The following is a 26,372-nucleotide window of genomic DNA, read 5'->3' as shown; positions in this document are numbered from 1 at the left end:
TCAACGCCTGCTCAACGCTTCATCCTCAAAAACGGATCTTCTGTGAACAATCGGAATCCGCCATATAGGGATCAAGTACGGCACCCGAGAGACAGAGGCGAATGAACCGGCGAAACTTCCTCGGGCTTGCCACCAGCGGCATGTTTGCCGCCACCGCCGGTGCGCCTTCCCTTTCATGGGCCAATTCAGAGCCAGGAGAACAATCCATGACGACCGAAACTTCCTATGCGCTGACACGGCCCGCCCATATCGACCAGTCGCATCTCGTCGTGACTGACCTCGGCCGCGTTTCCGGCTTCTATCAATCGATGCTCGGCTTGACGGTCATCGAGAAGACGGCAAGCGGCGAAGTGCTCGGCGTCGGCGGCGTGCCGCTCTTGACGCTGACGACCACGAGAGATGCCCGCATCGCGCCGCGCAATGCCGCCGGCCTTTTTCACACCGCCTTCCTGATGCCCAACCGCGCCGAGCTCGCCCGCTGGCTGCGGCATGCAGCCCATAATAATGTCGTGCTCGACGGCGCTTCGGACCATCTCGTCAGCGAGGCGATCTATCTTTCCGACCCCGAAGGCAACGGCATCGAGATCTATGCCGACCGGCCGCATGAGGAGTGGAAATTCCGCCAGGACGGCACAGTGGAGATGGCGACGCTGCGCCTCGACCTTCAGGCACTCTACAACAGCGCCCCCGATGAACGCTGGGGCGGCATGGCGGACGGGACAGCGATCGGCCACCTGCATCTGCAGGTCGGCGACATCCCGCAGGCCGACGCCTTTTATCGCGACGTCCTCGGCCTGACGCTGATGGCGAGCCGTCCCGGCGCGAGCTTCTTTGCGACCGGTGGCTACCATCACCATCTCGCCGCCAATATCTGGAACAGCCGTGGCGCCGGTGCGCGCGCCGACAACATGACCGGGCTTTCGGACTACAAGATCCGCTTCAACGACAAGGCGACGCTGGATGCCGCGGTCTCCAAGCTCGATCAGTTGGAGATCAAGAGCGAGAAGCGCGACGGCGGCGTGTTCCTACGCGATCCCTGGGGCATCGGCCTGACGCTTTCGGCCTGATCGCGAAGGCTCTATCGAATTTTCTCGGTGCCGGACGGGGTGGAGACCTGTGTCGGTCCGCCGCCATTCCCGCTCGGAGATGGCGAACGGTCCGTCGCTTCCGGCGGCCGAGACGCGCCTGATGCAGGATTGTCGTCGGAGGTGCCAGGCCCGGATGGTTGGGAATTGATCGGGTCCGGCTTCTTCGAGGCCGTCGCCGCCGGTCGGCGGCTTCAGCTTCGCCTCGTCGGCATAAGGTGGATCGGTTGTGTAAGGCTTGGCGGCCTTTGCCTCATCGGCATCTGCAATCGTCGGGCTAACTCCTTTTGAGGCCGAACCTCAGGCTGGGAGCTTGTTTCGGCGCAGAAGTCGAATTCCACGCAGTGGCCGATGGCGACAACAGGACTTCCGCGAGACGCCCGCGGAACCGGAACCGCATCAGAGCGTTTCCGTGACGAAGCAATGGGGCTTCGGGGACCTTACCGCATGGGCATCGCCAACGGCATCCGCAAACAGGCAAAGAAAATCGCGATCGGCGAGCGTCATACCAGCGCCTGGGCCCAATCTCTGAAGGAAACGGCGGAAGAGTTGCCGCCCCCGCCGCTGCACCGGCTGGAAAAGGACGGGCTGGATGTCAGCATGGCCTGGGCGATCATCGGCATCTTCGCCATACTCGGCCTTGCCGCCGTCTATCTGATGTCGCTGATCCTCATCCCGGTCACACTGGCCGTCGTCGTCGGCATGATCCTCGGCATGGCAGCGGAAAAGCTCAGCAAGATGGGCGTGCCGCGGCTTGCCAATGCGTTCATGCTGTCGAGCGGCGTTGCCTTGGTCATCTTCCTGCTGATCAATTCGCTCGCCGACCCGCTGATGACGCTTGCCAACGAGGGGCCGGCTTTTGCCGAGCGAACGATCAACCGCATCATGCCTTATCTCGAGCGCATCGAATGGCTGCATATCACCCCGGCGACATTCGAAAGCGGGCCGATGTCGATCGGCGCGCTGCTCGAAAACACCGGCAACGTGCTGCATATCGTCACGACCAGCCTGACACCGGCGGTGGTGCAGGGGATGATCTTCTTTGCGGCGCTGCTGCTCTTTCTCGCCAGCCGCGTCAACCTGCGCAAGACTATTATCATGACCTTCCGCACCCGCACCCAGCGCCTGGCGGCCATCCGCGTGATCAACGCGGTCGAACAGGTCCTCGGCTTCTATTTCGCCACAGCCTCGCTGATCTATGTCGGGCTCGGCGTCGTCATGACGGTCATCGCCTATACGGGCGGGCTGGCGGCGCCGGTGCTCTGGGGCTTCTTCGCCTTCCTGTCGAGCTTCATCCCCTATCTCGGCATCACGCTGATGACGCTTGCTATCGCCATCGCCGGCACCCTCACCCATGACGGTCTGCTCGTCGGGTTGATGCCGGCCGCGGCCTTCTTCACCGTGCATCTCCTCATGGAAAACCTGATATTCCCGGCGGTGATGGGACGACGGCTCGAAATCAATCCCTTTGTCGTATTTCTCGCCATCCTATTCTGGACATGGATGTGGGGTGCGGTCGGAGCGATGCTGGCGCTGCCGCTATCGCTGATCGTCATCACGATCATCGAGGAATTGCTGATCGAGGAAAAACCGCAACCGCAATTGCCGAAGTGAACGGAACGGGAGGCGTGGATGGCATCCGATCTCGATCTCGGTGAATCCGATCACGACCAGATGGTGAGCGGTCGTTCTCTCTGGGGGAAAGGCGGTATACGGCCCGCGTGGCGACCGATCCAGCAGAGCTTTTCAACCGACATCGCCGTCATCGGCGGCGGCATCACCGGCGCGTTGGTCGCAGACCATCTGACGGCGCGCGGCTTTTCCGTGGCCGTCATCGACAGGGAGCAGCTGGGCCTCGGGAGCACGGCCGCAAGCACGGCGATGCTGCAATGGGAAATCGACAGCACGCTGACCGAGCTCGAGTCCTATTACGGCTTCGAGCGTGCCGCCGGCATCTACCGCCGCAGCGCTGCCTCGGTCGCCGGCCTTTCCAAGCTGATCGCCGCAAACGGGATTGCCTGCGGCTTCCGGCCGCGAAACACGCTCTATCTCGCCGCCAACCAGGAAGGCGCACGCGACCTTCTGGAGGAGCGCCAGCTTCGTCGCCGCGCCGGCCTGCCAGGCGTCTATCTCGAACATCCCGATCTCTTCACGCAATTCGAACTCGACCGGGACGGCGCGATCCTCTCCCCCGGCTCGGCGGAGGCCGATCCTCTGCTCCTGACCTGGGCGTTGATCGAGACGGCCGTCCGACGCGGTGCGCAACTGGTGAGCGCTTCCGTCGCGGCACTTCACGCCGAAGGCGAGCGCGTGACGGCGGAGACGGACGGTGGCCATGTCATCGAGGCACGGCATGCAGTGCTTGCGACCGGCTATTCAATGCCGGGCATCGACATGCCGAAGCTCCACCGCATCAGTTCAAGCTGGGCGCTCGCCACAGTGTCTCAGGACCCGGCAATGTTCTGGCGTGACAGGACGCTGATCTGGGAGAGCAGCCATCCCTATCTCTACATGCGCACGACACCTGACAATCGCATCGTCATCGGCGGCGAGGACGACGGGACGAGCGATGCGGAGACGCGAGACCGGAAACTGCCGGCGAAGAGCGTGGCGCTCCAGGAAAAGATGAAACGGCTGTGGCCGAAGGCTGATGCGCGCGTTGAACACGCCTGGGGCGGCACTTTCGGCGAGACCGCCGACGGCCTGCCGTTGATCGGTCCGCTGCGGGAGATGCCACACGTGTTCGCAGCCTATGGCTACGGCGGCAACGGCATCACCTTTTCCTATCTCGCCGCGCAGATGATCGGCGCGATGATTTCCGGAATCCATCGCGACTGGTTCGAGGATTTCGCGCTCGACCGCGACGGTCCGGGCATGTCGCGCTTTGGAGAGGATGGGGTACGGGCCGAGAATGAGCTGCGATGAGGCTTCCGATTGGCCGTCGTGCCGCGGAGTCTCGAATCACTCCGTCGTCTTGTCATCGCCCATATCTTCGACGTCCTCAAGCCGGACGAATTGCGTACCCTTCACCTTGAGATCGACCAACGCTTTAGCCACGCCCTCACCTGCCGCGTGCGTGGGCTGATTGATGTGGGAGATGATGACGTCGCCATCCCTAGCCGAGGCAATGCGTTTTTCGGTGATCGCTGCGCCCAGCAGCGAACCGCCGTCGCCGTTCACGGAATAGCCAGCAATGCGATAGCCCATGGCGCGGATTTGGCCGATGGCGGAAAGGTCATATTTGGCGGTCGAGCCGCGGAACCAGTGCGGCGCCGGAATGCCGGCTGCGGCCATGGCTGCAGCGCCTCCTTCGACTTCCTGCCTGACGGCCTGCGGCGAGCCGGCGGACGCGATGCCGTAGATCAGCGTCGGCGTATCGACAGCCGGAATATGATTTTCGCCGTGGTTTTCAAGTTCGAAGAGATCGGGATTCTGCAGGAACACGGCAATGGCGGCAGGGTTGCGCCTCAACCAGCGGGCGGTGACGAAGATCGTGGCCGGGATGCGCTCACGCACGAGGGTGGAAAGGATGCGATCGTCTGCCTGGCCCATGCAGGCGTCGAAGGTGAGCGCGATGCGCGCATGGCCGGCGACACTGGAACGGGCGATGTGCAGATGCGGCTCAACAAGTTTCGGCGCCGGCGCCTTTGGGGCCGGACCAACAACGACCGGGGCGACAGCGGCCGGTAGCGCTGACGGAATTTCGGCCGCCAATGCAGTTGATATGGAGCCCAGAAGGACCGCCGAAGCGAGCAGGATGCTGTTCATGTCGCGGATTTCTACGATTCGATCCGTTATTTCTACCGGCTATTTCTACCCGGCGCCATGTGGCCTGATGTCACCACGCCCGGGATAGGCGGCGACGGCGTCAATCATAGAGATAGTATTTATCCCACTTCTCGCGCGGCACCTTTTCACCGATCTTGTAGTCGAGTTCGCGCACGTTGATATGCTGCGGGCCGGTGATGCAATTATAGGAGAGGTGGTACCAGTCGCCCTTGCTGCGAAAGACGGCGCCGGGCGCCTGCAGCGAATTGTCGCCGGGGATCGGATCCTTGAAGGTATAGGCGATGACCTTGTCGGGCTTGAAGCCGGTGCTGTCGCTGTTGATCCGGCTCATCGCCTCGGTATCGCAGCTCTGTTCCAGACGGGTCGAAGGATCGAGCTTTTCGAGCTGCTTCTTGATGGCGGGATCGACGGCAAAGGCGGGGGCGGCAAGGCCGGCCAGCGACACAAACAGGATCAGACGTTTCGGCATTGCGGACAAAATCCCTTACTGTTCTGCAATTCTCACCCTACCGCCGGCAGCTTGCCGGAGGCTTGGCACGTGTAAATTCGCTGAGATAGCGGACTTTCTTAAACAATGTGGTGACATCAAGGCAATGCGGGTGGAGTGTCCTCCTTGTCTGTGGAAGGTCGTCTGTCCCCTTGCCGCTTGATCCGGCGCCGGAGCACCTCTATCTCTTGCCAACCGACATTCCCACGGAGCCATTCCTTGTCCGCTTTCAAGAGCCTGCCGACCCCGCCTGCCGCACCGAAGAAACCCGCCTCCGATACGCGCCACGGCATCACGCGCACGGACGATTATGCCTGGCTGCGCGCCGACAATTGGCAAGCGATGTTCAAAGATCCGTCGATCCTCGATCCCGACATCCGCCGGCATCTCGAAGCCGAAAACGCCTATATGAACGCGGCGATGGAAGATACCAAGCCGCTTCAAAAGGCGCTGTTTGCCGAAATGCGCGGCCGCATCAAGGAGGACGACAGTTCGGTGCCGATGAAAGACGGCGCCTATGCCTACGGCACATTCTACGTGACCGGCGGCGAGCAACCGCGCTATTTTCGCATCACCCGCGATGGCGACGTCGCCGACGAGACCATCCGCACCGTACTGCTCGACGGCGACAAGGAAGCTGCCGGCAAGGCCTATTTCCGTCTCGCCGGTCTCGACCATACGAGCGACCATAGCCGCGGCATCTGGGGCTATGACGACAAGGGCTCGGAATTCTTCACGCTGAAGGTGCGCGACCTCTCCACGGGCGAAGACCTTGCCGACCGGATCGAAAATACCGGCGGCGGCGGCGTCTGGGCGCCCGACGGCAAGAGCTTCTTCTATTCGGCGCTGGACGAAAATCATCGGCCTTCGAAGGTGTTCCACCACATTCTCGGCCAGCCGCAGTCGGAAGACCGGCTGGTCTACGAGGAAGAGGATGCCGGCTTCTTCATGGGCGTCGGTGGCTCGCTGCTCGACGACTTCATCTATATCGACATCCACGACCACGAGACGAGCGAATACCGGCTGCTGTCGACGAAGGACCTCTTCGCCGAACCAAAGCTGGTGGCGGCGCGCGAGGAAGGCATCGAATATTCGCTGACCGAGGGCGGCGACGTCTTCTACATCCTCACCAATGACGGCGGCGCCAAGGATTTCAAGATCATGGAAACGCCGGTTGATAGGCCGGGCAAGGAAAACTGGCGCGAAGTCGTGCCGCACAAGCCGGGCACGCTTGTTATCAGCCATATGGCCTATGCCCGCCATCTTCTCTGGTTGGAGCGCAAGGACGGACTGCCGCAGATCATGATCCGCGACCGGAAGACCGGCGAGGAGCATGCGATCGCCTTTGCTGAGGAAGCCTATTCGCTCGGGCTCTCGGGAGCGGCCGAATACGACACGGATGTCATCCGCTTCTCCTACTCCTCGATGACGACGCCATCGCAGCTCTACGACTACAATATGGTGACGCGCGAGCGCACGCTGCTCAAGACGCAGGAGGTGCCGTCGGGCCACAATCCGGACGACTACGTCACCCGCCGCGTCTTCGCTCCCGCCTGGGATGGCGAGAAAGTGCCGGTCACCCTGCTCTACCGTAGGGATACCGCGCTCGACGGCAGTGCGCCCTGCCTGCTCTACGGTTATGGGGCTTACGGCATCACCATCCCGGCCGGCTTCAACACCAATTGTCTCTCGCTCGCCGACCGCGGCTTCGTCTATGCCATCGCCCATATCCGCGGTGGCAAGGACAAGGGTTTCTCTTGGTACGAAGACGGCAAGATGGAGAAGAAGACCAATACCTTCAAGGACTTCATTTCCGCCGCTGACTATCTGAATCAGGAGAAGTTCACGTCTTACGCGAAGATCATCGCCGAAGGCGGATCGGCCGGCGGCATGCTGATGGGCGCGGTTGCCAACATGGCACCGGAGAAGTTCGCCGGCCTCATCGCCGCCGTTCCCTTCGTCGACGTGCTCAACACCATGCTGGACGATACGCTGCCGCTCACCCCGCCGGAATGGCCGGAATGGGGCAACCCGATCGAAAGCAAGGACGAATACGAGCAGATCGCCTCCTACTCGCCCTACGACAATGTCGAAGCAAAGCCCTACCCGCCAATCCTGGCGCTCGGCGGCTTGACGGATCCGCGCGTGACCTACTGGGAGCCGGCCAAATGGGTCGCCAAACTGCGCGACAAGACGACGGGCAGTGCGCCGATCCTGCTCAAGACGAACATGGACGCCGGCCACGGCGGCGCCTCGGGCCGCTTCCAGCGGCTGGAGGAAATTGCATTTGAGTACGCATTTGCGATCAAGGTCGCCGGGAAAATGTGAACGCCGGCGGGCATGGCGTGACGTGAGATAGCCCTCTCTGGCCTGCTGGCCGGAGAGGCTGGCCGCGGAAGGAGAAAGAAATGCCCGTCTATATCGCTCTGCTTCGCGCCGTAAATGTCGGCGGCACCGGCTCGCTGCCGATGGCCGAACTGAAAGCGATCTGCGAAGACATCGGCTTTTCCGACGTGAAGACATATATCCAGAGCGGCAATGTGCTTTTCCGCTCTCACGAATCCGAAAAGGCGGTGGAGGAAAAGCTCGACGAAGCCCTCGGTAAGAAAATGAGCAAGCGGCCGGGCGTGATGGTGCGCAGCCGGAAGGAACTTGAGGGCATTGCCGCCGATGCACCCTTTCCGGAGGCAAAGCCGAATTTTCTGCTCGTCTATTTCCTGCCGGAGAAGGCGCCAGATGACGCCCTGGAAAAGATGGTTGCGCCTGACGGAGAAGAGGCAAAGCTCGCAGCGCGAGAAATCTATGTGCATTATCCCAATGGTTCCGGCCGCTCGAAGCTGAAGTTGCCGGCGCTGAAGCCGGGAACCTCGCGCAACCTCAATACAGTGCGCAAACTCACGGAAATGGCGGCTGAAATGGAGGACAAGGCCTGAAGGCAGCGTCAGCCTCCGGCGGCGCCTTTCTTGCCCGTGGCCTTATAGCCGCTGATCTCCTCGCCGGCGGTCGGCGAGAAGCGCAGGTTCCAGAAAGTGGCCGTGATCGAGATCATCGTGACGACGATGAACGCGGCGGAGAAATCGCCGAGATCAGGTGTTTCGACACCTGACAAGGCCATCGAGCCGTGCAAGGCCAGCGCGCCTATGCAGATGCCGAGCGACAGCATCAGCTGCTGGAAGGTGGTGTAAAAGCTCGTCGCTGAACTCATCCGCTCTTTGCTGATCTCATCATAGGCGATGGTGTTGTAGGCCGTGAACTGGAACGACAGGAAGAAGGCGCTGAGCACCAGGACGATAAAGATCAGCGGCATCGGCCAGTCCGGCCGGAAGGCGGCGCACAGGCCGTAACCGATCGTGCCGAGGACGCCGTTGAGGACGAGGCTTCGGCGGAAACCGAGCCGACTGAAGACGAACTTCGCCGTCGGCTTCATGGCGAGAGCGCCAAACGCCGTCGCAATGACGATCTGGCCTGCGGCGGCGGCAGACAGGCCGAAACCGATCTGAAAGAGCAACGGCAGCAGGAAGGGCTGTGCGCCCTGGGTGATGCGCGTCAGCGAACCGGCAACGACCGATGTGCCGAAGCTCGGCACCTTCATCAGCGAGAAATCCATGATCGGCGACGGGTGCTTGCGGGCATGGCCGAGATAGGCGATGCCGCAGATGAGGCCGAGAGCAATCAGGAAGATCGAGAACGCACCCTCGCCTTCATGGCTCGACATTTCGAAGCCGAAGAGCAGCGAGCCGAGCGAGATCCCTGACAGGATGAAGCCGATCGTATCGAACGGGCCGCTCGCCTTGCCCTTCACCTCGTCGATGTAGATCGACACGAAGATCATGCCGATGATGCCGATCGGTACATTGATATAGAAGATCCAGCGCCAGTCGAGATAGGTCACGATGAAGCCACCGAGCGGCGGGCCGATGATGGGACCGATCAGCGCCGGCACGAGCAGCCAGGACATGGCGCTGACCATATCCTTGCGGTCGACGCTGCGCATCAGCACCAGGCGTCCAACCGGCATCATCATCGCGCCGCCCATGCCCTGCAGCAGCCGTGCCAGCACCAGGAACGGCAGCGTCGGTGCAAGAGCACAGAGAATGGAGCCGATGACAAAAACCGCGATGGCCGCGCGGAAGACGGTGCGCGACCCGAAGCTGTCGGCCATCCGGCCGCTGGCGGGAATGAAGATCGCAAGGCTCAGGAGATAGGAGGTCAGTGCGATCGACATGGCAGGCGCGCTGACGGCGAAATCGCGCGCCATGGTGGGCAGCGCGGTCGCAAGCACTGTCGCGTCGACGTTTTCCATCAGCATCGCACTCGCGACAATCATCGCGATCACCCGGAAATTGGGCGCGGCGCGCCGAACCATCGGCGCCTGGTAAATTTGATCCGACATCTTTCGGAATCACTCGCGGTGGCGCGGCGGAGCACACGAGGCAGCAGGGCCGCGGGGATGACATGGCGCAAGGCCAAGGGGAGACGATTTGCTATACGCCCGGGATTACGGCGGCGCTATGTCCTTTATGGCAAGGCAGCTTTGACGAGAGGTAAAAGCGGATCACGATTCCTTGCATCGCCGCGATCGTCGTGAGGCTTTCGGGGTGAAAGCCCTCCCGCCGGATCGAAGCGGCTTGCGCCGCAGGCAACCCGGCCCTACCTATGATGAATGACCTCCGCTCTTGAGAAAAACCTGCCCGCTGCGGCCTTCCCGTTCGACAACAGCTATGTCGGTTTGCCCGAGCGATTCTTTGCGCCGCAGACGCCGACTCAGGTGGCGGAACCCTGGCTGATCAAGCTCAACGAGCCGCTAGCGGAAGAACTCGGGCTCGACGTGGAAGTTTTGCGCCGCGACGGCGCAGCGATCTTTTCCGGCAATCTCGTTCCGGAAGGGGCCGCGCCGCTAGCCATGGCTTATGCGGGACACCAGTTCGGCGGCTTCTCGCCTGTGCTCGGCGACGGGCGGGCGATCCTGCTTGGCGAATTGGTCGGCCGCAACGGAAAGCGCTACGATATCCAGTTGAAGGGTGCCGGACAGACGCCATTTTCACGCCGAGGCGACGGGCGGGCGGCACTGGGGCCGGTGCTCAGGGAATATATCATCAGCGAAGCGATGTATGCGCTTGGGATTCCTGCCACGCGGGCGCTGGCGGCCGTGACGACGGGGGAGCCGGTCTATCGCGAGGAGGTGCTTCCGGGCGCGGTCTTCACCCGCGTTGCGGCAAGCCATATCAGGGTCGGCACCTTCCAGTTCTTCGCGGCACGGGGCGATGACGAAGGCGTGCGGGCGCTGGCCGATTATGTGATCGACCGGCATTATCCCGCGCTGAAAGAAGCTGAGAACCCTTATCTCGCGCTCTTCGATGCGATCTGTGAACGCCAGGCGGCGCTGATTGCCCGCTGGCTGCATGTCGGCTTCATCCATGGCGTGATGAATACTGACAATATGACCGTCTCGGGCGAGACGATCGATTTCGGTCCCTGCGCCTTCATGGACAGCTATAATCCGGGGACCGTCTTCTCCTCCATCGACCACCACGGGCGTTATGCCTATGCCAATCAGCCCGCCATCGGACAATGGAACCTCGCAAGGCTGGGTGAAACGCTGCTGCCGCTGATCGATGCGGAGCCGGACAGCGCCGTCGAAAAGGCCAACGTCGTGATTCGGGCCTATGGCGAACGGTTTCAGGCGCATTGGCTGACGGGCATGCGCGCAAAGATCGGGCTTGCCGGCGAAGAGGACGGCGATCTCGAGCTGGTGCAGGCGCTGCTGACGCTCATGCAGGCGCAAGGTGCAGATTTCACGCTGGCCTTCCGTCGGCTGTCGGACCTCGCCGGCGATGACGCCGTGGAGCCGGCCTTTGCGGCGAGCTTCAACGAGCCGGATGCCTGCCGCGATTGGCTGGCGCGGTGGCGCGAGAGACTGTCACGTGATTCGCAAACGGCTGCCGGGCGCGCCATTGCCATGCGCAGCGTCAATCCGGCCTTCATCCCCCGCAATCATCGGGTCGAACAGGCCATCGAGGCAGCGGTCGAGAATGGCGACTTCTCGCTGTTCGAGGCACTGCTCACGGTGCTCGCCAAACCCTACGAGAACCAGCCGGGATTTGCCGCCTATATGGAGCCGCCGAAGCCGAGCGAGCGAGTGCTGCAGACCTTCTGCGGAACGTGACGGCTGCTTCGGCCCTTTTCGATACCCACAGCGATCCACCTCCGGCCCAATGCCAGCTCGGCACATCCGCAGCATCACACCGTCCTGCGGCAAATGTGGCCGTTGAAAGGCATCTCCTTCGCGCTATCTGGCTGATCGGCAGGACTTTTCTGCCGATCCTCCACCCCGGCTCACTTCAGCGGGAGACAGCCTTATGGCGATCGTCATCACCTCCATCTTTTTCATCATCATCGGGCTGACCCTCGGGGGCGGTGGGCTCTGGCTTGTGACACTCGGCGGCAGCGTCTTCTATCTGTTCGCCGGGCTGATGTTCCTCATCACCGCCGGACTGCTCCTGATGCGCAAGGCGGTCGCGCTGTGGGTCTATGCGGTGCTTGTCGTCGCAGCCCTCGCCTGGGCGATCTGGGAGGTGGGTTTCGACTGGTGGCAGCTCGGTCCACGAGGCGGCATGATCATCCTGCTCGGGCTCTGGCTGCTGACGCCATGGATCCGCCATCCGCTCGGTCTGCGCAGCCCCACGGGCATCACCTATGGCGCCAATCCCTGGCCGCTTGCCGTGCCCGTCATCCTCGCCATCCTCGTCGCCCTCTATTCGATGACGACAGACCCGCACGATCTTGCCGGCGAGCTGCCGGCCGATGCGGTTGCGGCCACCCCCGCCTTCGGCGGCAGCGTGCCGGATGGCGAATGGCATCAATATGGCCGCACGCCCTTCGGGCAGCGTTATTCGCCCCTCGACCAGATCAACGTCCAGAATGTCGCCACCCTCAAGGAAGCCTGGCGGTACCAGACCGGCGACGTCAAGCGGCCGGAGGATATCAGCGAGACGACCTATCAGGTGACGCCGCTTAAGGTGAAGGACACGCTCTATCTCTGCACGCCGCATAACTGGGCAATCGCGCTCGACGCCAAGACCGGCAAAGAGAAATGGAAATATGACGCGAATTCCGGCATGAACCCCGACCGGCAGCATCAAACCTGCCGCGGCGTCACCTATTATGCCGATCCTGCAATCGCGGCCGGTCGGCCCTGTGCCGAACGTGTCTACCTGCCGACCTCCGACGCCCGGCTGATCGCGCTCGATGCGACCGATGGGAAAATCTGCACCAGCTTTGCCGATCAGGGCGTGCTGCATCTTGAAGCCGGCATGCGCTACAATCCGGCCGGCTATTATTATTCCACCTCGCCGCCGGTCGCGGTGGCAGGCAAGATCATCATCGGCGGGGCCGTGAACGACAATTATTCGACACAGGAGCAGTCCGGCGTCATCCGCGCTTTCGACATCAATACCGGTGCACTGGTCTGGAACTGGGATTCCGGCAATCCCGACGTGACGACGCCGATCGCCGACGGACAGACCTATACCACCAACTCGCCGAACAGTTGGTCGGTCTTCACAGTCGACGAAGGCCTCGGCATGGTCTACATCCCGCTCGGCAACCAGGTGCCCGACCAACTCGGCATCAACCGCAGCGACAATGTCGAGAAGTTCTCCTCGTCGATCGTGGCGCTTGACATCGCCACCGGCCAGCTGCGCTGGGTACGCCAGACGGTGCATCACGATCTCTGGGATATGGACGTTCCGGCTCAGCCGTCGCTCATCGACCTGACGAAGCAGGACGGCGCCGTGGTTCCCGCCCTCGTCGGGCCGACCAAGCAAGGCGATCTCTATGTGCTCGACCGGCGCACCGGCGAGCCGATCATTCCGGTCAAGGAAATCCCCGCACCCGGCGGCGCTGTTACCGGCGATCATACCTCTCCGACGCAGCCAATCTCGGATCTGACCTTCTCGCCCGAGCCGCTCAGAGAAAAGGACATGTGGGGCGTGTCGCTGTTCGACCAACTCGCCTGCCGCATCGACTTCCACCGTTACTATTACGAGGGCCGCTACACGCCCCCTTCGCTCAAGGGGACGATCGTCTATCCCGGCAATTTCGGCACCTTCAACTGGGGCTCGGTCGCGGTTGATCCGGAGCGGCAGATCATGTTCGGCATGCCGACCTACCTCTCCTTCACCTCACGCCTGGTGCCGGCCGCCGATATTCCACCGCGAGGCCAGGACGAGAAGGGCAGCGAACAGGGGCTCAACCGCAATGACGGCGCACCCTACGGTGTCTTCATGGGACCCTTCCTCGGGCTGCTCAAGATCCCCTGCCAGGCGCCGCCCTGGGGCTATGTCGCGGGCGTCGATCTGCGCACCGGCAAGATCGCCTATATGCACAAGAACGGCACGGTGCGCGACATGACGCCATTGCCCCTGCCCTTCAAGGTGGGGGTGCCCGGCATCGGCGGGCCGATGCTGACCAAAGGCGGCGTCGCCTTCCTCGGTGCGGCAGTCGACAACTACCTGCGCGCCTATGACGTGACGAATGGCCGACAGCTTTGGGAGGCGCGGCTTCCCGCCGGCGGCCAGGCGACGCCGATGACCTATACGACCGATGACAATAAGCAGTATGTCGTCATGGTCGCCGGCGGCCACGGCTCGGTCGGCACGAAGCCCGGCGATTACGTGATCGCCTATACACTGCCTTGATACTGAGACTTCCTCCCCAGGAAGAAGATCTGGCGCAAGCTCTAGGCAGGATTGCAGCACCATTTACGACGTCGGTGGTCTTTTCGATGAGTCGGCTTCAAACCATTTCCACGATCATGCGGCCGACTTCAGCGAAGACCGGATTGAGCTCCTTCGCTGACGCCGTCGCCTCGGCGATATAGACGGCTGCGACGATGGGGCTGCGATCCGGGGGCCAGATTACTGCAATATCGCCAAGAGAGCCGTTCGGGCCGGTACCGGTCTTATCGCCGACCTTCCAATCCTCGGGCAGGCCGGCCCTCAGCCGTTCCTTGCCGGTCGTACTGGCGACGAGCCAGGCGATCAGCCGGTCACAGGAGGTTTCGGCCAGGATCGAGCCGAGCGTCAGATTGCCGAGCGTATCGAGCATCGCCTCCGGTGTCGTCGTATCGCGCGGATCATCCTTCCTGCCCTCGTTCAGCGTCGGTTCTGTGCGGTCGAGGCGTGTGGTTCCGTCACCGATCGAGCGCAGCCAGTCGGTCAGTGCGGGAGGCCCACCGAAGCTTTCAAGCAGCAGATTGCCGGCGGTATTGTCGCTGACCGTCACCGCTGCCTCACAAAGCTCGGCGATCGTCATACCATCAGTGCCCGCGTGTTTTTCGCTGAGCGGCGAATAGTCGACGAGCTTTTCCTTGCCGTATGTCACCCGGCGGTCGAGGCTCTCCTGCCCCTTGTCGACACGGGCAAGCACGAAGCCCGCGGCCAGCGCCTTGAAGGTGCTGCACATCGGAAAAGCTTCGCTGCCGCGATAGGAGAAGGAGATGCTCGTCTGGGTGTCGAGCACCGAGACGCCGAGGCGGCCGCCGGTGCGTTTTTCGAGCGCGGCAAGACGGCGCTGAATGTCGTCGTCTCCCTCTTCGTCATTCTGCTGCGCCTTTTCCTGGGCATGGGCGGGAAGTGTCAGTGCGGGCAGGCAAAGTGCCGAACCTATGAGCAGGCGGCGGGTCAAACTGAGATGCATGAAATCCTCCGGCAGGTGTGGAGGATAGGGCTAAAGCGCGATTGCGGCGGCATCTCGTCCGCCCGGACCTTTGTCATTCCCACGCACGGATGCGGGAAGAGCTTGCTGGCGAGGCGCTTGACGCTGAAAGCTGATACCTAACGCGATCGGCCGTTGACAAATGCCGCGTTTCCGACGATGTAATGAGCCATGATCGAAAACGCGCACCAGAGCCGCTCGTATTTTTGGCTGTACCTGTAAAGGGCGGCCGGACAAGATCATATTGTCAACAAGCCGCCGTCAGGCGGCTTTGTTGTATCGGCAGCGTCCTGACGGCAGAATATCAAAGGACGCGAAGACCATGACCGAAATCGAAGACAGCGAAATTTCATTGATGCGCCCGTCGGTGGTGACGATCCGCGCCGCCAAGCCGCGTGATCTGCCCGAGCTCAACGAGATGATCGCCCTGCTTGCCGCCCATCATGGCGATCCTGCGGTCACGACGCCGGAGCAATTGGAGCGCGATCTGTTCGGCCCGCTGCCCTGGATCACCGCGCTCGTCGCCGAAACCAGCGAAGGGTTGATCGGCTACGCCATTCTCGTGCCGCTCTACAGGGCGCAGGAAGGCAAGCGCGGCATGGACCTGCACCATCTCTTCGTGCGCGACGGCCATCGGGGTCACGGCACCGGTCAGCTGCTCGTCGACCGGGCGCGCGAAACCGCCCGCAACGCCGGCTGCGGCTACCTCTCCGTCAGCGCCGCGACCGGAAACGTGCTGGCCCACCGCTTCTACGAACAGCTGGATTTCACCCCGCGCCCGGTCACCGGGATGCGCTACATGCAGTCGATCGCTTGATCGTGACAGGCTTTAGCGGCCCGGCACGGCCTTCAGATAGGCGGCGATCGCCTCACGGTCGGAGGCCGGCAGACGGGCGATATTCTTCTGCACATCGACCATCGAGCCGCCGACAGAATCGAAATCGGGCGTGAAACCGGTTTCGAGGTAGCTCGCGATATCGCCCTCGCTCCAGCCGCCGATGCTCTTGGAGGCCGGGGTAATGTCGGGTATGCGGCCCTTGCCTTCCGGATTGGGGGCGCCGGCAAGCCACTGATCTGCCTGGAAGCCGCCGAGCGCATCGCGCGGCGTATGACATTCGCCGCAATGGCCGGGGCCTTCGACGAGATATTGCCCGCGCTTCACCTTGTCGTCGCTCTTTGCCAACGCCACGCGCGGCTGATCGTTGAAATAGAGGAACTTCCAGCCGCCGAGCGCGAGCCGGATGTTAAAGGGGAACGGCAGTTCGTGCGGCGGCGCGACGTTTGTGCTCTTCGGCAAGGTTTTCAGGAAAGCGAAGAGATCGTTGACGTCCTTGTCGCTCATGCGGGAATAGGAGGCGTAGGGAAAGGACGGATAGAGATGCTGCCCACCGGGGCCGACGCCGCGCTTCATCGCATTGCCGAACTCGGCGAGCGTCCAGGCGCCGATGCCCGCCTTCTCATCCGGTGAGATGTTCGGCACGTAGAAGGTGCCGAAGGGGCTCTTCAGCGCAAGGCCGCCCGACAGCGTCAGCTTGGCGTCACCTTCGGAACCCGGCGCGACATGGCAACTGACGCAGCCGCCCGCCCAGAAAACCATCTCGCCATTTGCCGTATCAGGCGCGCCGAGGTTGGCCCAATGGCTCTCCGGCAGCGGATCGGGGGCGGTGACGAGATAGAAGGCGCCACCGCCGAGGACGGCGACGCCGATCAGACAGAGCAGTAACCGGATGAACCTGCGGACCATGCTCCGCCTCCCCTTTTGCCGAGATTTTCCTGCGCGGAACGATTTTGCGACCAGCCCGCACGAGCGGAGAATAAGGTGATCCGCGCCAGCAGCAAGACCGGCGCGGATCGGGGATGTTTCGCCTGCACAATTCCATACGCAAAACCGCTGCACACTTTTGCTGGAATTGCTTTCAGATCAAAACGACCTATCCCTCATTTGCTGAGGCGATAGGCCTTATGACAGCCGCCGCAATTGGCGCCGAGCGCGTTGATCGTGGCGCCGACGGCCGCGGCGTCGGCTGGAAGCTGGGCGAGCGCAGTTTCAGCATCGCTGGCAAGCTTGGCGGCGCGCGCCTTGAAGTCGTCCATGTTTTCCCAGATCTTTGGGCTCGCGCCTTCGTCGTTCGTCTCTGTGCCCGCCTTGAACTGATCGGGGAAAACCTTGGCCGTTGCCGCAATTGTCGTCAGCGCCGTCTTCACGGCCTCGGCGTCATAGGGTTTGGTGCCCTTGGCGATGGCTGCCAGCGCACCGGCCGAACCGCCGACCTGCTTCATCAGCGCAACGCGCAAATCATGAGTGCCGTCGGCGGCGGTCACCGAGCCGAAGGCCATGCCGGCCATCGCCACGGCGGCAGCTACTGCTTTCCAATTCATATTCCCTCTCCATTTTTCCTCGGCCAAGGCGGCCGCTGGCCAATCTGCACCGGGAGCATGACAAAATCCATGCGTCCAGGCGGTCACGTTTTGCCGGATCACCATAAAAACAATGTGATTCGCAGCTGAAAGAAGCTTCAAATATTCGTGGCAGTGTAAAATTCAAACGGGACAATGTGCTGCGAAACTGTTGCCGATCGGCCGGTATCTAGAGATTCCGCCATGGCGTGCACCAGGGTCTCTCCCAGCAGCTTTGCCGGATGAGACAGAACAACCTTGATCAGCCCCTCGGCAAGCCCGGCTCTCGTTTCGTTCGTGAGCTCGTGTGCTATGACCACCAGGCGTTTGGCCGCCGGCCCACCATCCTCCCGCAGGGCTCGCATCACACCCGTGATGCCGCCGCCGGCAACATAGAGTCCGACCCAATTCGGCTCGGTCTGCAGAAGGCGGCGCGTCGCCTCATAGGCAATTTCGGGCTCTTCAAGGGTGGCAACGGTCTCCAGCATCTGAAAGCCTGGTGCACTCTCCCGGAAATACGACCGAAAGCCCATCTCGTTCAGATCCTGAGCGAGGTATCGGTGACTTCCGACGAAGACAGAAACCTTGCCGCCGTTGCCATTCAGCCCAGCTATGAACCAAGCGGCCGTGCGGCCCTTTTTGACGCAATCGTTGCCGACATAGGCTGCACGGGAGGCTGTGGAAATATCGGAAATCATGGTCACAACCGGAATGTTTTCCGCCGCCAGACCATCGACGGCGTGGTTCACCTGCGGGTGGTCGGAGGTGATCATTCCGATGACATCGGCTTCGCGACTGAGAGCGTAGATCGCCTCGGCGGCCTTGTCGGGCGCAAGGTCATCCATGAATCTGACGATCGCTCTTCCATGAGCGTCGGGAAATGCGTCTGTCGCAGCAACGAGAATGTCGCTCCACATTTGATAAAGCTTGCGGTGAGATTGCTTGAGGAGAAAACCGAATTTGATCACCGGCTTGTCGTGCTCAAGTCGCCGAGCGATGGCGGTCACCCCATGAAAACCGATCTGGCGGGCGGCGTTGAGAACCCGCTCCGCCGTCTGGGGACGCACGGGATCGCGACCGTTCAGCACGCGATCGACCGTTGAAATGCTCACATTCGCGGCCTTTGCCAAGTCAGGGATCGTTGGGCGAGACATACCAGACCTCTCATACTGTGACGGTATCTATGAGAGGTTTTGGGAGAAAAATCTACCAGTTCGTTGACAGTTTGCGGAATTTTCGCGATTTCATCTTCCGGTAAAAGCCAGTTTGGTAGGAGGGCTTGGGAGAGCTCTTTCATCTGGAGGAAATACTCTCATGTCTGCGACCTTGCAAAAGGTGGCGCCGCTTTCGGGCGGCGAAGGCCATCGCACGCCTGTAGATACCGAAGCCGGCTTCGTTCTTGAAATGCGCTCAATCACGAAAGCCTTCCCTGGCGTTCTCGCGCTCGATGGCATGAGCCTGAAGGTTCGTGCCGGCACGGTCCATGTCCTCGTCGGGGAGAATGGCGCGGGCAAGTCGACGCTCATGAAGATCCTGAGCGGTCTCTACGCGATCGACGGCGGAGAAATCCTTTTCAGAGGCGAGAAGCTCGACCACCAGAACGCCGCAGCCGCGCTGGATCGAGGGATCTCGATGATCCATCAGGAACTCAGCCCGGTGCTCGACATGACGATCGCCGAAAACATCTTTCTCGGCCGCGAACCCAGTTTTGGCCCGACGGGTGTTTTGTCCCGGCTCGTCGATTTCGATCGCATGAACTCGGACACGCAGGCGCTCCTCGATCGTCTGGGCCTGACATACAGCCCCCAATCCAAGATGCGCGATCTGTCCATTGCGGCGATGCAACTAATCGAGATCGTCAAGGCGATTTCGCGCGAGGCCTCTCTCGTGATCATGGACGAACCGACGTCGGCGATCAGCGACACGGAAGTTGCGATGCTCTTCAGACAGATCGCTGACCTGAAGGCAGCAGGGGTGGCGATCATCTACATCACCCATAAGATGGACGAGATCTTCCAGATCGCCGACGACATCACGGTGATGCGCGACGGCCAGTTCGTCGCTGCCGCCCCGGCGAGCGAATACGAGCCGGCAAAGCTGATCTCTCAGATGGTCGGCCGCACGATCTCCAGCATCTTTCCGAAAGAGGAGGTGCCGATCGGCGAGATCGTCCTTTCCGTCGAGAACCTCTCTCGTGACGGCATTTTCGAAAATGTCAGCTTCGAGGTGCGTGCCGGCGAAATCATCGGCCTTTCCGGGCTGATCGGCGCCGGGCGGACGGAGGTCGCCCGGGTAATCTTCGGCTTGGACGCCGCGGACGCTGGCGTCATCCGCCTGAACGGAAAACCGCTAAAGCTCACATCGCCGAAGGATGCCATCGCCAACGGCATCGCGATGGTCTCGGAGGATCGCAAGGCGGAAGGTTTGGTGCTTTGCCGGTCCGTCGGCGAGAACATCTCGCTCGCGAACCTCAAGAAATTCGCGTCCGGCCTTTTCATCAGCGAGCGGCAGGAAGAGACAGCCGCCCAGCGCATGATCAAGATGCTCCAGATCAAGACGCCCGACACGGCAATGATCGTGGAGAACCTCAGCGGCGGCAATCAACAGAAAATCGTCCTGGCCAAATGGCTATTGGGTGATCTGAAACTGCTCATTCTCGACGAACCCACACGCGGCATCGACGTCGGGTCGAAATCCGAAATTCACAGACTGATGACCGAGTTCGCTCGTCAGGGGCTCGCAATCGTCATGATCTCATCCGAGCTGCCCGAAATCCTCGGCATGAGTGATCGCGTGGTGGTGATGAGCGAAGGCCGGGTCACCGGCGAGCTAACAAGAGACGAGGCCACTCAGGAAAACATCATGCGCCTCGCCACGGGAGGACACTGATGAGCATGGAACGCGCAGACGCGACTGTGAAACGAGAAGGCCAGGTCATTTCAGGCTCTGGGAAGATGAATTTCCCTCAGATCTACCGCAAGTACGGCACAATCATGATCTTCGTCGGCATCTGCATCCTTGCCTCGATCTTGAGTCCGACATTTCTGACGGAGGCCAACCTGACCAACGTCCTGCGTCAGGTCGTCGTGGTGAGCCTTCTCGCGTGCGGCGTTACCTTCATCATCATTCTGGGGCACATCGACGTGTCGCTGGGATCGGTCCTGGCGCTCTGCGGCGTCTTGGCGGCCAGCGTGATGGCCATGACCGGAAGCGTCATTCTGGCGGTCGCCGCGGGCGTTGCCGTCGGGATCGTCACCGGCATCATCAACGGCTTCGTCATCACCTTCTTCCGCATCCCGTCATTCATCATGACTTTGGCCATGACGACGGTCGCGCGCGGCGCGGTCCTGCTTTACACGGGCGGTTCGCCGGTGACGGGACTGGGCGACTTCAAAGTGATCGGCCAGGGCTCGCTCGGCCCGGTGCCGATTTCCGTGATCGTTCTCGCGGTCGTTGTCGTCGTCTCCTGGATTCTTCTCAACAAGACCAAGTTCGGCCGATACGTCTATGCGGTCGGCGGCAATGAGCGTGCCGCTCGCGCTTCCGGCATCAATCCTGACAGCATTGTTGTAAAGGCTTTCATCTTCAACGGCATCCTGTGCGCCGTCGCAGGCATCGTCCTGATGTCTCGCATCAATTCCGGGCAGCCGGCCGGCGGCGTCGGCTACGAGTTCGATGCCATCACCGCCGTGGTCGTCGGCGGCACCAGCCTGATGGGCGGCACCGGAACGATCACCGGCACAATCATCGGATCGATGATCATCGGCGTCATCAACAACATGCTCAATCTCATGAATGTCAGCTCGTACTGGCAGCAGATCATCAAGGGTCTGATCATCGCGATCGCCGTGATCCTCGATGTCTGGACCAAGTCTGCCCGCAGCAAGAAGAAGGCATGACCAAAGTTCCTCGGTCGGCCGGCGCCTGCATGGGAACCACCTCTTTGTCGGCGGGGATTTCCCGCATTCGGAATGAACCTAAAACTCTATGGGAGGACCCTATGAAAGCCATTTCCAAACTCGCTCTCGCGTGCGCCATATCCCTTGCCGCCATCTCCACCGGCGCCGCATTCGCCGCCGACAAGTTCGTCGTCGGTTACGCCAACATGGCGGATACGGACGTCTTCGTCATGGCGCGCAAAAACGCCTTCATCGAAGCGTCGAAATCCGATCCGGCCGTCGAAGTGAACTTCTCAGACGCCAACAACGACGTCAGCAAGCAGCTCGATCAGATCGACAACTTCATCGCGCAGAAAGTCAGCGCGATCGTCGTCGTGCCGGTCGACTACCAGGGTATCGTACCGGGCGTCGAGAAGGCGAACCAGGCCGGCATTCCCGTCATCGCTCTCGGCATCCAATCGGCAGGCGGCAAGTACACGTTCGTCGGCTCGAAGAACATCGATGCCGGCCGCCTTCAGGGCGAGTACATGAAAGAACACCTGCCGAAGGACGCCAAGATCCTCTACCTCGAAGGCACGCCGGGGCTCTCGCACACGCAGGAGCGCAAGAAGGGCTTCGAGGATGCGCTCGGCCGTTCCGACGTGACTACTCTCGCCAGCCTCTCGGCCAATTACGACCGCGCAGAAGGCATGAAGGTTACGGAAGACTGGATCCAGAGCTTTCCGAAATTCGACGCGATCGTCGCAGCCAACGACCAGATGGCGTTGGGGGCGCTGGAAGCACTCCAGGGCGCCGACCGTCTCAAGGGCGTGATGATCTCCGGTGTCGATGGCACCGCCGATGCTCTGGACGCGATCAAGGCAGGCACCATGTCGCAGACCATCTTCCAAGACGCCGCGGGCCAGGCGAAGGCCGCTTTCGAGGTTGTGGAAGGCCTGAAAAAGGGCGAGGCCGCTCCGGCCGAAAAGCTGGTGCCGTTCGCCTCGATCACCAAGGACAATGTTGGCCAGTACGCAAAGAAGTAAGCCCTCCCAAGGGCGCGTGCCGGGATGGGGCTTCCGGCACGCGTTTCCCACCCGGGTGCGACACTTGCAAGCCGCTGGCTTTCTAACGACAGGAAATATCGAAATGACAATAAGGGTCGCCGTCATCGGGGCGGGACTGATGGGAGGCGACCATGCGAGAATCGTCGCCGAAGATCTGCCGGGCGCGCGCCTTCAGGTCGTCTGCGACGTGGATGCCGCCCGCGCCCGCCAAGTGGCGGACGCCCACAGCGCTTATGATGTCGATTCCGATCCCGACCGGATCGCCGCTCGGGCGGATGTCGATGCAGTGATCATCGCAAGCCCCGATTTCACACACGCGCACCTGTCGCTCTCCTGCATAAGAGCCGGCAAACGAGCTCTCTGCGAAAAGCCGCTGTCGCAGTCCTCGCAAGAATGCCTGGAGATCATGCAGGCGGAAGAAGCTGCAAGCTCGAAATTCATCATGCTCGGCTTCATGCGCCGCTTCGACCAGTCCTATGTCGAAATGAAGCGGGCTCTGGCGCATGGCGCAATTGGCCGCCCCCTGATGATGCACAACTTTCATCGCAATGTCGCGACGCCCGCATCGGACTTCACAGGAGCGATGGCGATCACGAATTCCGCCCCGCACGAGTTCGATGTCGTCCGGCACGTCCTCGACACTGAATATGTCTCGATCTCCGCTTTCCAGCCGAAGCGGTCCGACGCGCTGGTCGCACCGGTCTATATGGTGCTCGAAACCGCGGATGATCAACTCGTCAATATCGAAATCAACAATAACGCAGCCTACGGATACGACGTCCGCGCGGAACTGGTGGGCGAGAAGGCCACCATCGCCATGAACGCTGTCAACTACACTCGCGTCGACCGGGAACTCGGACAGAGCACAAGCTACGAGGCGGATTGGCGCGGCCGCTACGCCGAAGCCTATCGCCGCCAGAACCGCGCCTTCGTTCGGTTCGTCGAGACCGGAGTCTTCCCGCACATCGCGTCGAGCAGTTGGGATGGATACTGTGCCGCGAAAGTCGCCGAAGCCGGCGTCAGAGCCTTGAACGACGGCCGCAAGATCCCCGTCGAAATGATTGCTAAACCGGAGTTTTACGCATGAAGCTTGGATTCGTATCAGACAGCCTCGGCGGCCTGCCCTTCGAGGCGATGCTGGATCACGCTCAAAGATTGGGCGTCTCCGGCGTCGAGGTCAACACCTGCGGCTGGTCGACGGCGCCGCATTTCGATCTGTCGACGATCCTGCGGGACAAGAGTGCGCAGAAATCATTCCTCGGAGCTTTCGCCGACCGGGAACTGGAAGTGATAAGCCTGAACGCCAACGGAAATCCCCTGCATCCAACCGATCTTTCCCAGGGACAAGGTCTGGAGGATACGATCCGCGCAGCCGGCGCTCTGGGAATCAAGACGGTCTGCGCGATGTCGGGACTTCCAGCCGGGAATGCCACCGATACGATGCCGAACTGGGTGGTCTCCTCGTGGCCGCCGGAGACGCAGGCGATTCTTCGCTACCAGTGGGAGGAAAAACTCCTCCCGTACTGGACCAAGATCGTGGCGCTCGCCAGGGATCACGGTGTGGAACGCATCGCTCTGGAACTGCACGGCAACCAGTGCGTCTACAATGTACCTTCGCTGCTGAAACTGCGCGAAGCCGTCGGCCCGGTCGTCGGAGCGAATCTGGATCCATCTCATCTCTTCTGGATGGGCGCCGATCCGCTTGTCGCCGCGGAAGCGCTCGGCGTCGCCGTATACCACGTTCATGCCAAGGATACCTTCCTCAACGCTCCGAAGCAGGCCGTCACAAGCCTTCTGGAGAACGGCAGCCTGATGGATATACCGGCGCGCAGCTGGTCCTACATCACGCTGGGATTTGGCCATGGGGAAGAATGGTGGCGGCAGTTCTGCTACAGGCTGAAGATGGCCGGTTACGACAGCTGGCTCTCGATCGAGCACGAGGACGTGCTTTTGAACAGTCTCGAAGGGCTGGAGAAGTCCGTGGCTCTGTTGCAGGGCGTGATGCCGGTCGCAGCGGGCGATTTCAAGCCGCAGGCGATCTAGTCGGGCACGAAACGCGACCGATTTGGCTTCACGCAATTCATGTGGTTGCCGCCTCTGCGCCTCGGCCAAGATTGCCTGGAGGGGCATTTTTGAAAGTAATCGCATGCTACGGGATCGCGACTCTCCTCCTCCCTCGACGCTGCAGGAACTGAAGTGCCTGATCGCCAGCCGGCAGCTCGTATTTCCCATCGGCGTCGAACGCGTGGCAAGGGAGATCCTAGAAAGGCCGGAAATGATGGCCTTTGAAAGCGCTGCCGCGGTTGCTCGCCGATGCCGCGTTTCTCAAACAACGGTCCATCGACTTGTACGCCACATTGGATTCCAAACATTCGGCGAGTTTCGCGCGATGATAAGGGACCATCTCCGCAGCGCGGCGGCCAGTCGCCACTGATGATGCACCGTCTTCCGCCGCCGCGTCGTCGCCGAGACAGGAGAACTTCAAGGCTCACGCGCCTTTCCACCCTTCCCAGAGACTGAAGGCCGAAACCGCAATCAGCAGCATTCCGGCGAAGCGGCCGACGAAGGCGGTGGCGTCGGGATTTGCGATCAGCAGGTCGCGGCTGCGGCCGGCCGTCATCGCCAGCGTGCCGTAGACGGCGAGCTGCGTGACGACGGTCATGGCGCCCATGATCAGGCCCTGCCTCCAGAACGGGCCATATTCCGGCCTCAGGAACTGTGGATAGACGGCAAACATGAAAATATAGGCCTTCGGGTTGATGAGACAGGTGACGGCGCCCTGGCGGAAGGCGCGCCAGCTGGAGTGCGCCGTTCCCGGCCCGACGGCTTCGACGGTGATCGAGCTGCGGACCAGCGAAACACCGATCCAGATCATGTAGGCGACGCCGGCAAAGAGCAGCAGATTGAAGAGCTGCGGCAGCATGGTGACGAGCACGCCGACGCCGGCCGCACCATAGGCCGAATGCACAGCGCCGCCGGCCATGATGCCGCTGGTCGCCGCCAGCCCGCGCTTGACGCCGCCGGTCAGCGAATTGGCGAGCACGAAGAGCATGTCCATGCCCGGAACGATGATGATGCCGAAGAGAAGGGTGAAGAAGAGCCAGAGGTTTTGGTGATAGTCCATGTCAGTTGTCCGCTCCTTGTTTTTCGGAATTCTTGAAAGACTGTGATTGATTTCAATTCGATAGGCGGCTCTATAGCGAAACCCAACTGACAGTGTATTGTCAGGAGCGTTGGAAGCGGAGGCAGGAAAATGCGCAAGGCTTCGCGGCTTTTCGAGATCATTCAGATCCTCAGGCTGGCAAGAAAACCGATGACGGCGGCTGTCATGGCCGAGACGCTTGAAGTGACCGTGCGCTCGATCTATCGCGATATCGCCGCACTTCAGGCGATGCGGGTGCCGATCGAAGGCGGACGCGGCATCGGCTATATCATGCGGCCGGGCTTTGACCTGCCGCCGCTGATGTTCTCGATCGAGGAGATGGAGGCGATCGTGCTGTCGCTGGCGATGCTCGAACGGACTGCGGACGCGGAGCTGAAGCAGGCCGCCCGCCGGGTCAACCAGAAGATCGCAGGCGCGGTGCCGGCGCCGCTGCGCCAGGCGATGGACAACAAGGCGCTTTATGCCTGGGGCACCATCGCGCAGCCGCCTGCTGGATTCGACCTTGCGATCGTGCGCCGCGCGATCCGCGACGAACGCAAACTCCTGCTCGGCTACCGCGACGAGCTCGGCCGGGAGAGCGAGCGCACGATCCGGCCGATCGCGCTGATCTATTATTCGCAGACCGCCAATATCGTCGCCTGGTGCGAGCTGCGCGAAGCGATCCGCAATTTCCGCAGCGACCGCGTTGAACGCTGCGCGACAGCTGAGGATTTCTTCAAAGGCGACGGCGACAGGCTGCGGGAAATCTGGACCAGCGGCTGGACCGAGACCGTGTCCGCCTGACGCTCG

Annotated in this window: 23 protein-coding genes and 1 pseudogene; 15 read left to right on the top strand and 9 right to left on the bottom strand. The window is 61.6% G+C overall.

Annotated elements, in window-relative coordinates; genetic code table 11:
• The first annotated feature begins 101 nt into the window (after positions 1-101).
• The gene (locus tag NE852_RS06330) at positions 102-1,067 is read left to right on the top strand and encodes a VOC family protein (protein WP_258156314.1); all 966 of its coding nucleotides are present in this window, start codon (positions 102-104) and stop codon (positions 1,065-1,067) included.
• Positions 1,068-1,078: 11 nt separating this feature from the next.
• On the opposite strand, the pseudogene NE852_RS06325 reads toward NE852_RS06330, so the two are convergent.
• A pseudogene (locus NE852_RS06325) lies at positions 1,079-1,355 on the bottom strand (hypothetical protein).
• A gap of 177 nt (positions 1,356-1,532) precedes the next feature.
• Between NE852_RS06325 and NE852_RS06320 the strand changes: the two are divergent.
• Together NE852_RS06320 and NE852_RS06315 are read left to right on the top strand one after the other, a co-directional pair.
• Positions 1,533-2,699, top strand: coding sequence for an AI-2E family transporter (locus tag NE852_RS06320; protein ID WP_008528871.1), 1,167 nt, complete (start codon positions 1,533-1,535; stop codon positions 2,697-2,699).
• Positions 2,700-2,717: 18 nt separating this feature from the next.
• Positions 2,718-4,010, top strand: a complete 1,293-nt coding sequence (locus tag NE852_RS06315) for an FAD-binding oxidoreductase (RefSeq protein ID WP_258156313.1) — start codon at positions 2,718-2,720, stop codon at positions 4,008-4,010.
• Between the two features lie 36 nt (positions 4,011-4,046).
• On the opposite strand, the gene NE852_RS06310 is transcribed toward NE852_RS06315, so the two are convergent.
• Positions 4,047-4,853, bottom strand: coding sequence for a polysaccharide deacetylase family protein (locus tag NE852_RS06310; RefSeq protein WP_258156312.1), 807 nt, complete (start codon positions 4,851-4,853; stop codon positions 4,047-4,049).
• 100 nt (positions 4,854-4,953) lie between these two features.
• A complete protein-coding gene (locus tag NE852_RS06305) occupies positions 4,954-5,343 on the bottom strand; it encodes a DUF930 domain-containing protein (RefSeq protein WP_008528878.1) in 390 nt (129 codons plus the stop codon).
• Between the two features lie 237 nt (positions 5,344-5,580).
• Here NE852_RS06305 and NE852_RS06300 point away from each other — a divergent pair, with 237 nt between their 5' ends.
• Together NE852_RS06300 and NE852_RS06295 are read left to right on the top strand one after the other, a co-directional pair.
• Positions 5,581-7,689, top strand: a complete 2,109-nt coding sequence (locus tag NE852_RS06300; protein WP_258156310.1) for a S9 family peptidase — start codon at positions 5,581-5,583, stop codon at positions 7,687-7,689.
• A gap of 80 nt (positions 7,690-7,769) precedes the next feature.
• On the top strand, positions 7,770-8,294 hold the full coding sequence (locus NE852_RS06295) for a DUF1697 domain-containing protein (RefSeq protein WP_008528887.1): 525 nt from the start codon (positions 7,770-7,772) through the stop codon (positions 8,292-8,294).
• An 8-nt stretch (positions 8,295-8,302) separates the two neighbouring features.
• Here NE852_RS06295 and NE852_RS06290 read toward each other — a convergent pair whose 3' ends face one another.
• A complete protein-coding gene (locus tag NE852_RS06290) occupies positions 8,303-9,754 on the bottom strand; it encodes an MFS transporter (RefSeq protein ID WP_008528889.1) in 1,452 nt (483 codons plus the stop codon).
• Between the two features lie 270 nt (positions 9,755-10,024).
• Here NE852_RS06290 and NE852_RS06285 point away from each other — a divergent pair, with 270 nt between their 5' ends.
• Together NE852_RS06285 and NE852_RS06280 are read left to right on the top strand one after the other, a co-directional pair.
• Entirely contained in the window at positions 10,025-11,527 is a 1,503-nt protein-coding gene (locus NE852_RS06285) for a YdiU family protein (RefSeq protein WP_008528890.1), read from the top strand.
• 193 nt (positions 11,528-11,720) lie between these two features.
• Positions 11,721-14,060 (top strand): glucose/quinate/shikimate family membrane-bound PQQ-dependent dehydrogenase, encoded by a 2,340-nt coding sequence (locus NE852_RS06280; protein WP_258156309.1) that lies wholly within the window; start codon positions 11,721-11,723, stop codon positions 14,058-14,060.
• 97 nt (positions 14,061-14,157) lie between these two features.
• Here NE852_RS06280 and bla read toward each other — a convergent pair whose 3' ends face one another.
• The gene (bla, locus tag NE852_RS06275) at positions 14,158-15,060 is read right to left on the bottom strand and encodes a class A beta-lactamase (RefSeq protein ID WP_008528900.1); all 903 of its coding nucleotides are present in this window, start codon (positions 15,058-15,060) and stop codon (positions 14,158-14,160) included.
• 340 nt (positions 15,061-15,400) lie between these two features.
• Between bla and NE852_RS06270 the strand changes: the two genes are divergently transcribed.
• Entirely contained in the window at positions 15,401-15,895 is a 495-nt protein-coding gene (locus NE852_RS06270; protein ID WP_008528906.1) for a GNAT family N-acetyltransferase, read from the top strand.
• Between the two features lie 12 nt (positions 15,896-15,907).
• Here NE852_RS06270 and NE852_RS06265 read toward each other — a convergent pair whose 3' ends face one another.
• The 3 genes from NE852_RS06265 to NE852_RS06255 all read right to left on the bottom strand — a co-directional run bounded on the left by NE852_RS06265 (position 15,908) and on the right by NE852_RS06255 (position 18,629).
• A complete protein-coding gene (locus NE852_RS06265) occupies positions 15,908-16,822 on the bottom strand; it encodes a cytochrome c (RefSeq protein WP_008528908.1) in 915 nt (304 codons plus the stop codon).
• Between the two features lie 194 nt (positions 16,823-17,016).
• The gene (locus NE852_RS06260) at positions 17,017-17,457 is read right to left on the bottom strand and encodes a cytochrome c (protein ID WP_258156308.1); all 441 of its coding nucleotides are present in this window, start codon (positions 17,455-17,457) and stop codon (positions 17,017-17,019) included.
• Between the two features lie 137 nt (positions 17,458-17,594).
• Positions 17,595-18,629, bottom strand: a complete 1,035-nt coding sequence (locus tag NE852_RS06255; protein WP_008528913.1) for a LacI family DNA-binding transcriptional regulator — start codon at positions 18,627-18,629, stop codon at positions 17,595-17,597.
• Between the two features lie 160 nt (positions 18,630-18,789).
• On the opposite strand from NE852_RS06255, the gene NE852_RS06250 reads away from it, so the two are divergent.
• From NE852_RS06250 to NE852_RS06225, 6 genes are all read left to right on the top strand, one after another.
• Complete coding sequence (locus tag NE852_RS06250; RefSeq protein ID WP_008528916.1) at positions 18,790-20,364, top strand: sugar ABC transporter ATP-binding protein; 1,575 nt, start codon at positions 18,790-18,792, stop codon at positions 20,362-20,364.
• Complete coding sequence (locus tag NE852_RS06245) at positions 20,364-21,374, top strand: ABC transporter permease (protein WP_008528917.1); 1,011 nt, start codon at positions 20,364-20,366, stop codon at positions 21,372-21,374. The genes NE852_RS06250 and NE852_RS06245 overlap by 1 nt, the downstream gene beginning before the upstream one ends.
• 101 nt (positions 21,375-21,475) lie before the next feature.
• Positions 21,476-22,399, top strand: a complete 924-nt coding sequence (locus tag NE852_RS06240; protein WP_008528919.1) for a sugar ABC transporter substrate-binding protein — start codon at positions 21,476-21,478, stop codon at positions 22,397-22,399.
• Between the two features lie 103 nt (positions 22,400-22,502).
• On the top strand, positions 22,503-23,507 hold the full coding sequence (locus NE852_RS06235; protein WP_008528920.1) for a Gfo/Idh/MocA family oxidoreductase: 1,005 nt from the start codon (positions 22,503-22,505) through the stop codon (positions 23,505-23,507).
• Positions 23,504-24,463 carry a sugar phosphate isomerase/epimerase gene (locus NE852_RS06230; RefSeq protein ID WP_008528921.1) on the top strand — a complete coding sequence of 320 codons (960 nt, stop codon included), beginning with the start codon at positions 23,504-23,506 and terminating at the stop codon, positions 24,461-24,463. The genes NE852_RS06235 and NE852_RS06230 overlap by 4 nt, the downstream gene beginning before the upstream one ends.
• A gap of 103 nt (positions 24,464-24,566) precedes the next feature.
• Positions 24,567-24,854: a MurR/RpiR family transcriptional regulator gene (locus tag NE852_RS06225; RefSeq protein WP_008528922.1), complete on the top strand. Its 288-nt coding sequence runs from the start codon at positions 24,567-24,569 to the stop codon at positions 24,852-24,854.
• 54 nt (positions 24,855-24,908) lie between these two features.
• Here NE852_RS06225 and NE852_RS06220 read toward each other — a convergent pair whose 3' ends face one another.
• Positions 24,909-25,544 carry a LysE family translocator gene (locus NE852_RS06220; protein ID WP_008528923.1) on the bottom strand — a complete coding sequence of 212 codons (636 nt, stop codon included), beginning with the start codon at positions 25,542-25,544 and terminating at the stop codon, positions 24,909-24,911.
• 129 nt (positions 25,545-25,673) lie between these two features.
• Between NE852_RS06220 and NE852_RS06215 the strand changes: the two genes are divergently transcribed.
• On the top strand, positions 25,674-26,366 hold the full coding sequence (locus NE852_RS06215; RefSeq protein WP_008528924.1) for a YafY family protein: 693 nt from the start codon (positions 25,674-25,676) through the stop codon (positions 26,364-26,366).
• Positions 26,367-26,372: the final 6 nt, after the last annotated feature.

This window comes from Rhizobium sp. Pop5, assembly GCF_024721175.1.
GTDB lineage: Bacteria > Pseudomonadota > Alphaproteobacteria > Rhizobiales > Rhizobiaceae > Rhizobium.
This window is presented reverse-complemented; position numbering and strand designations above follow the sequence as displayed.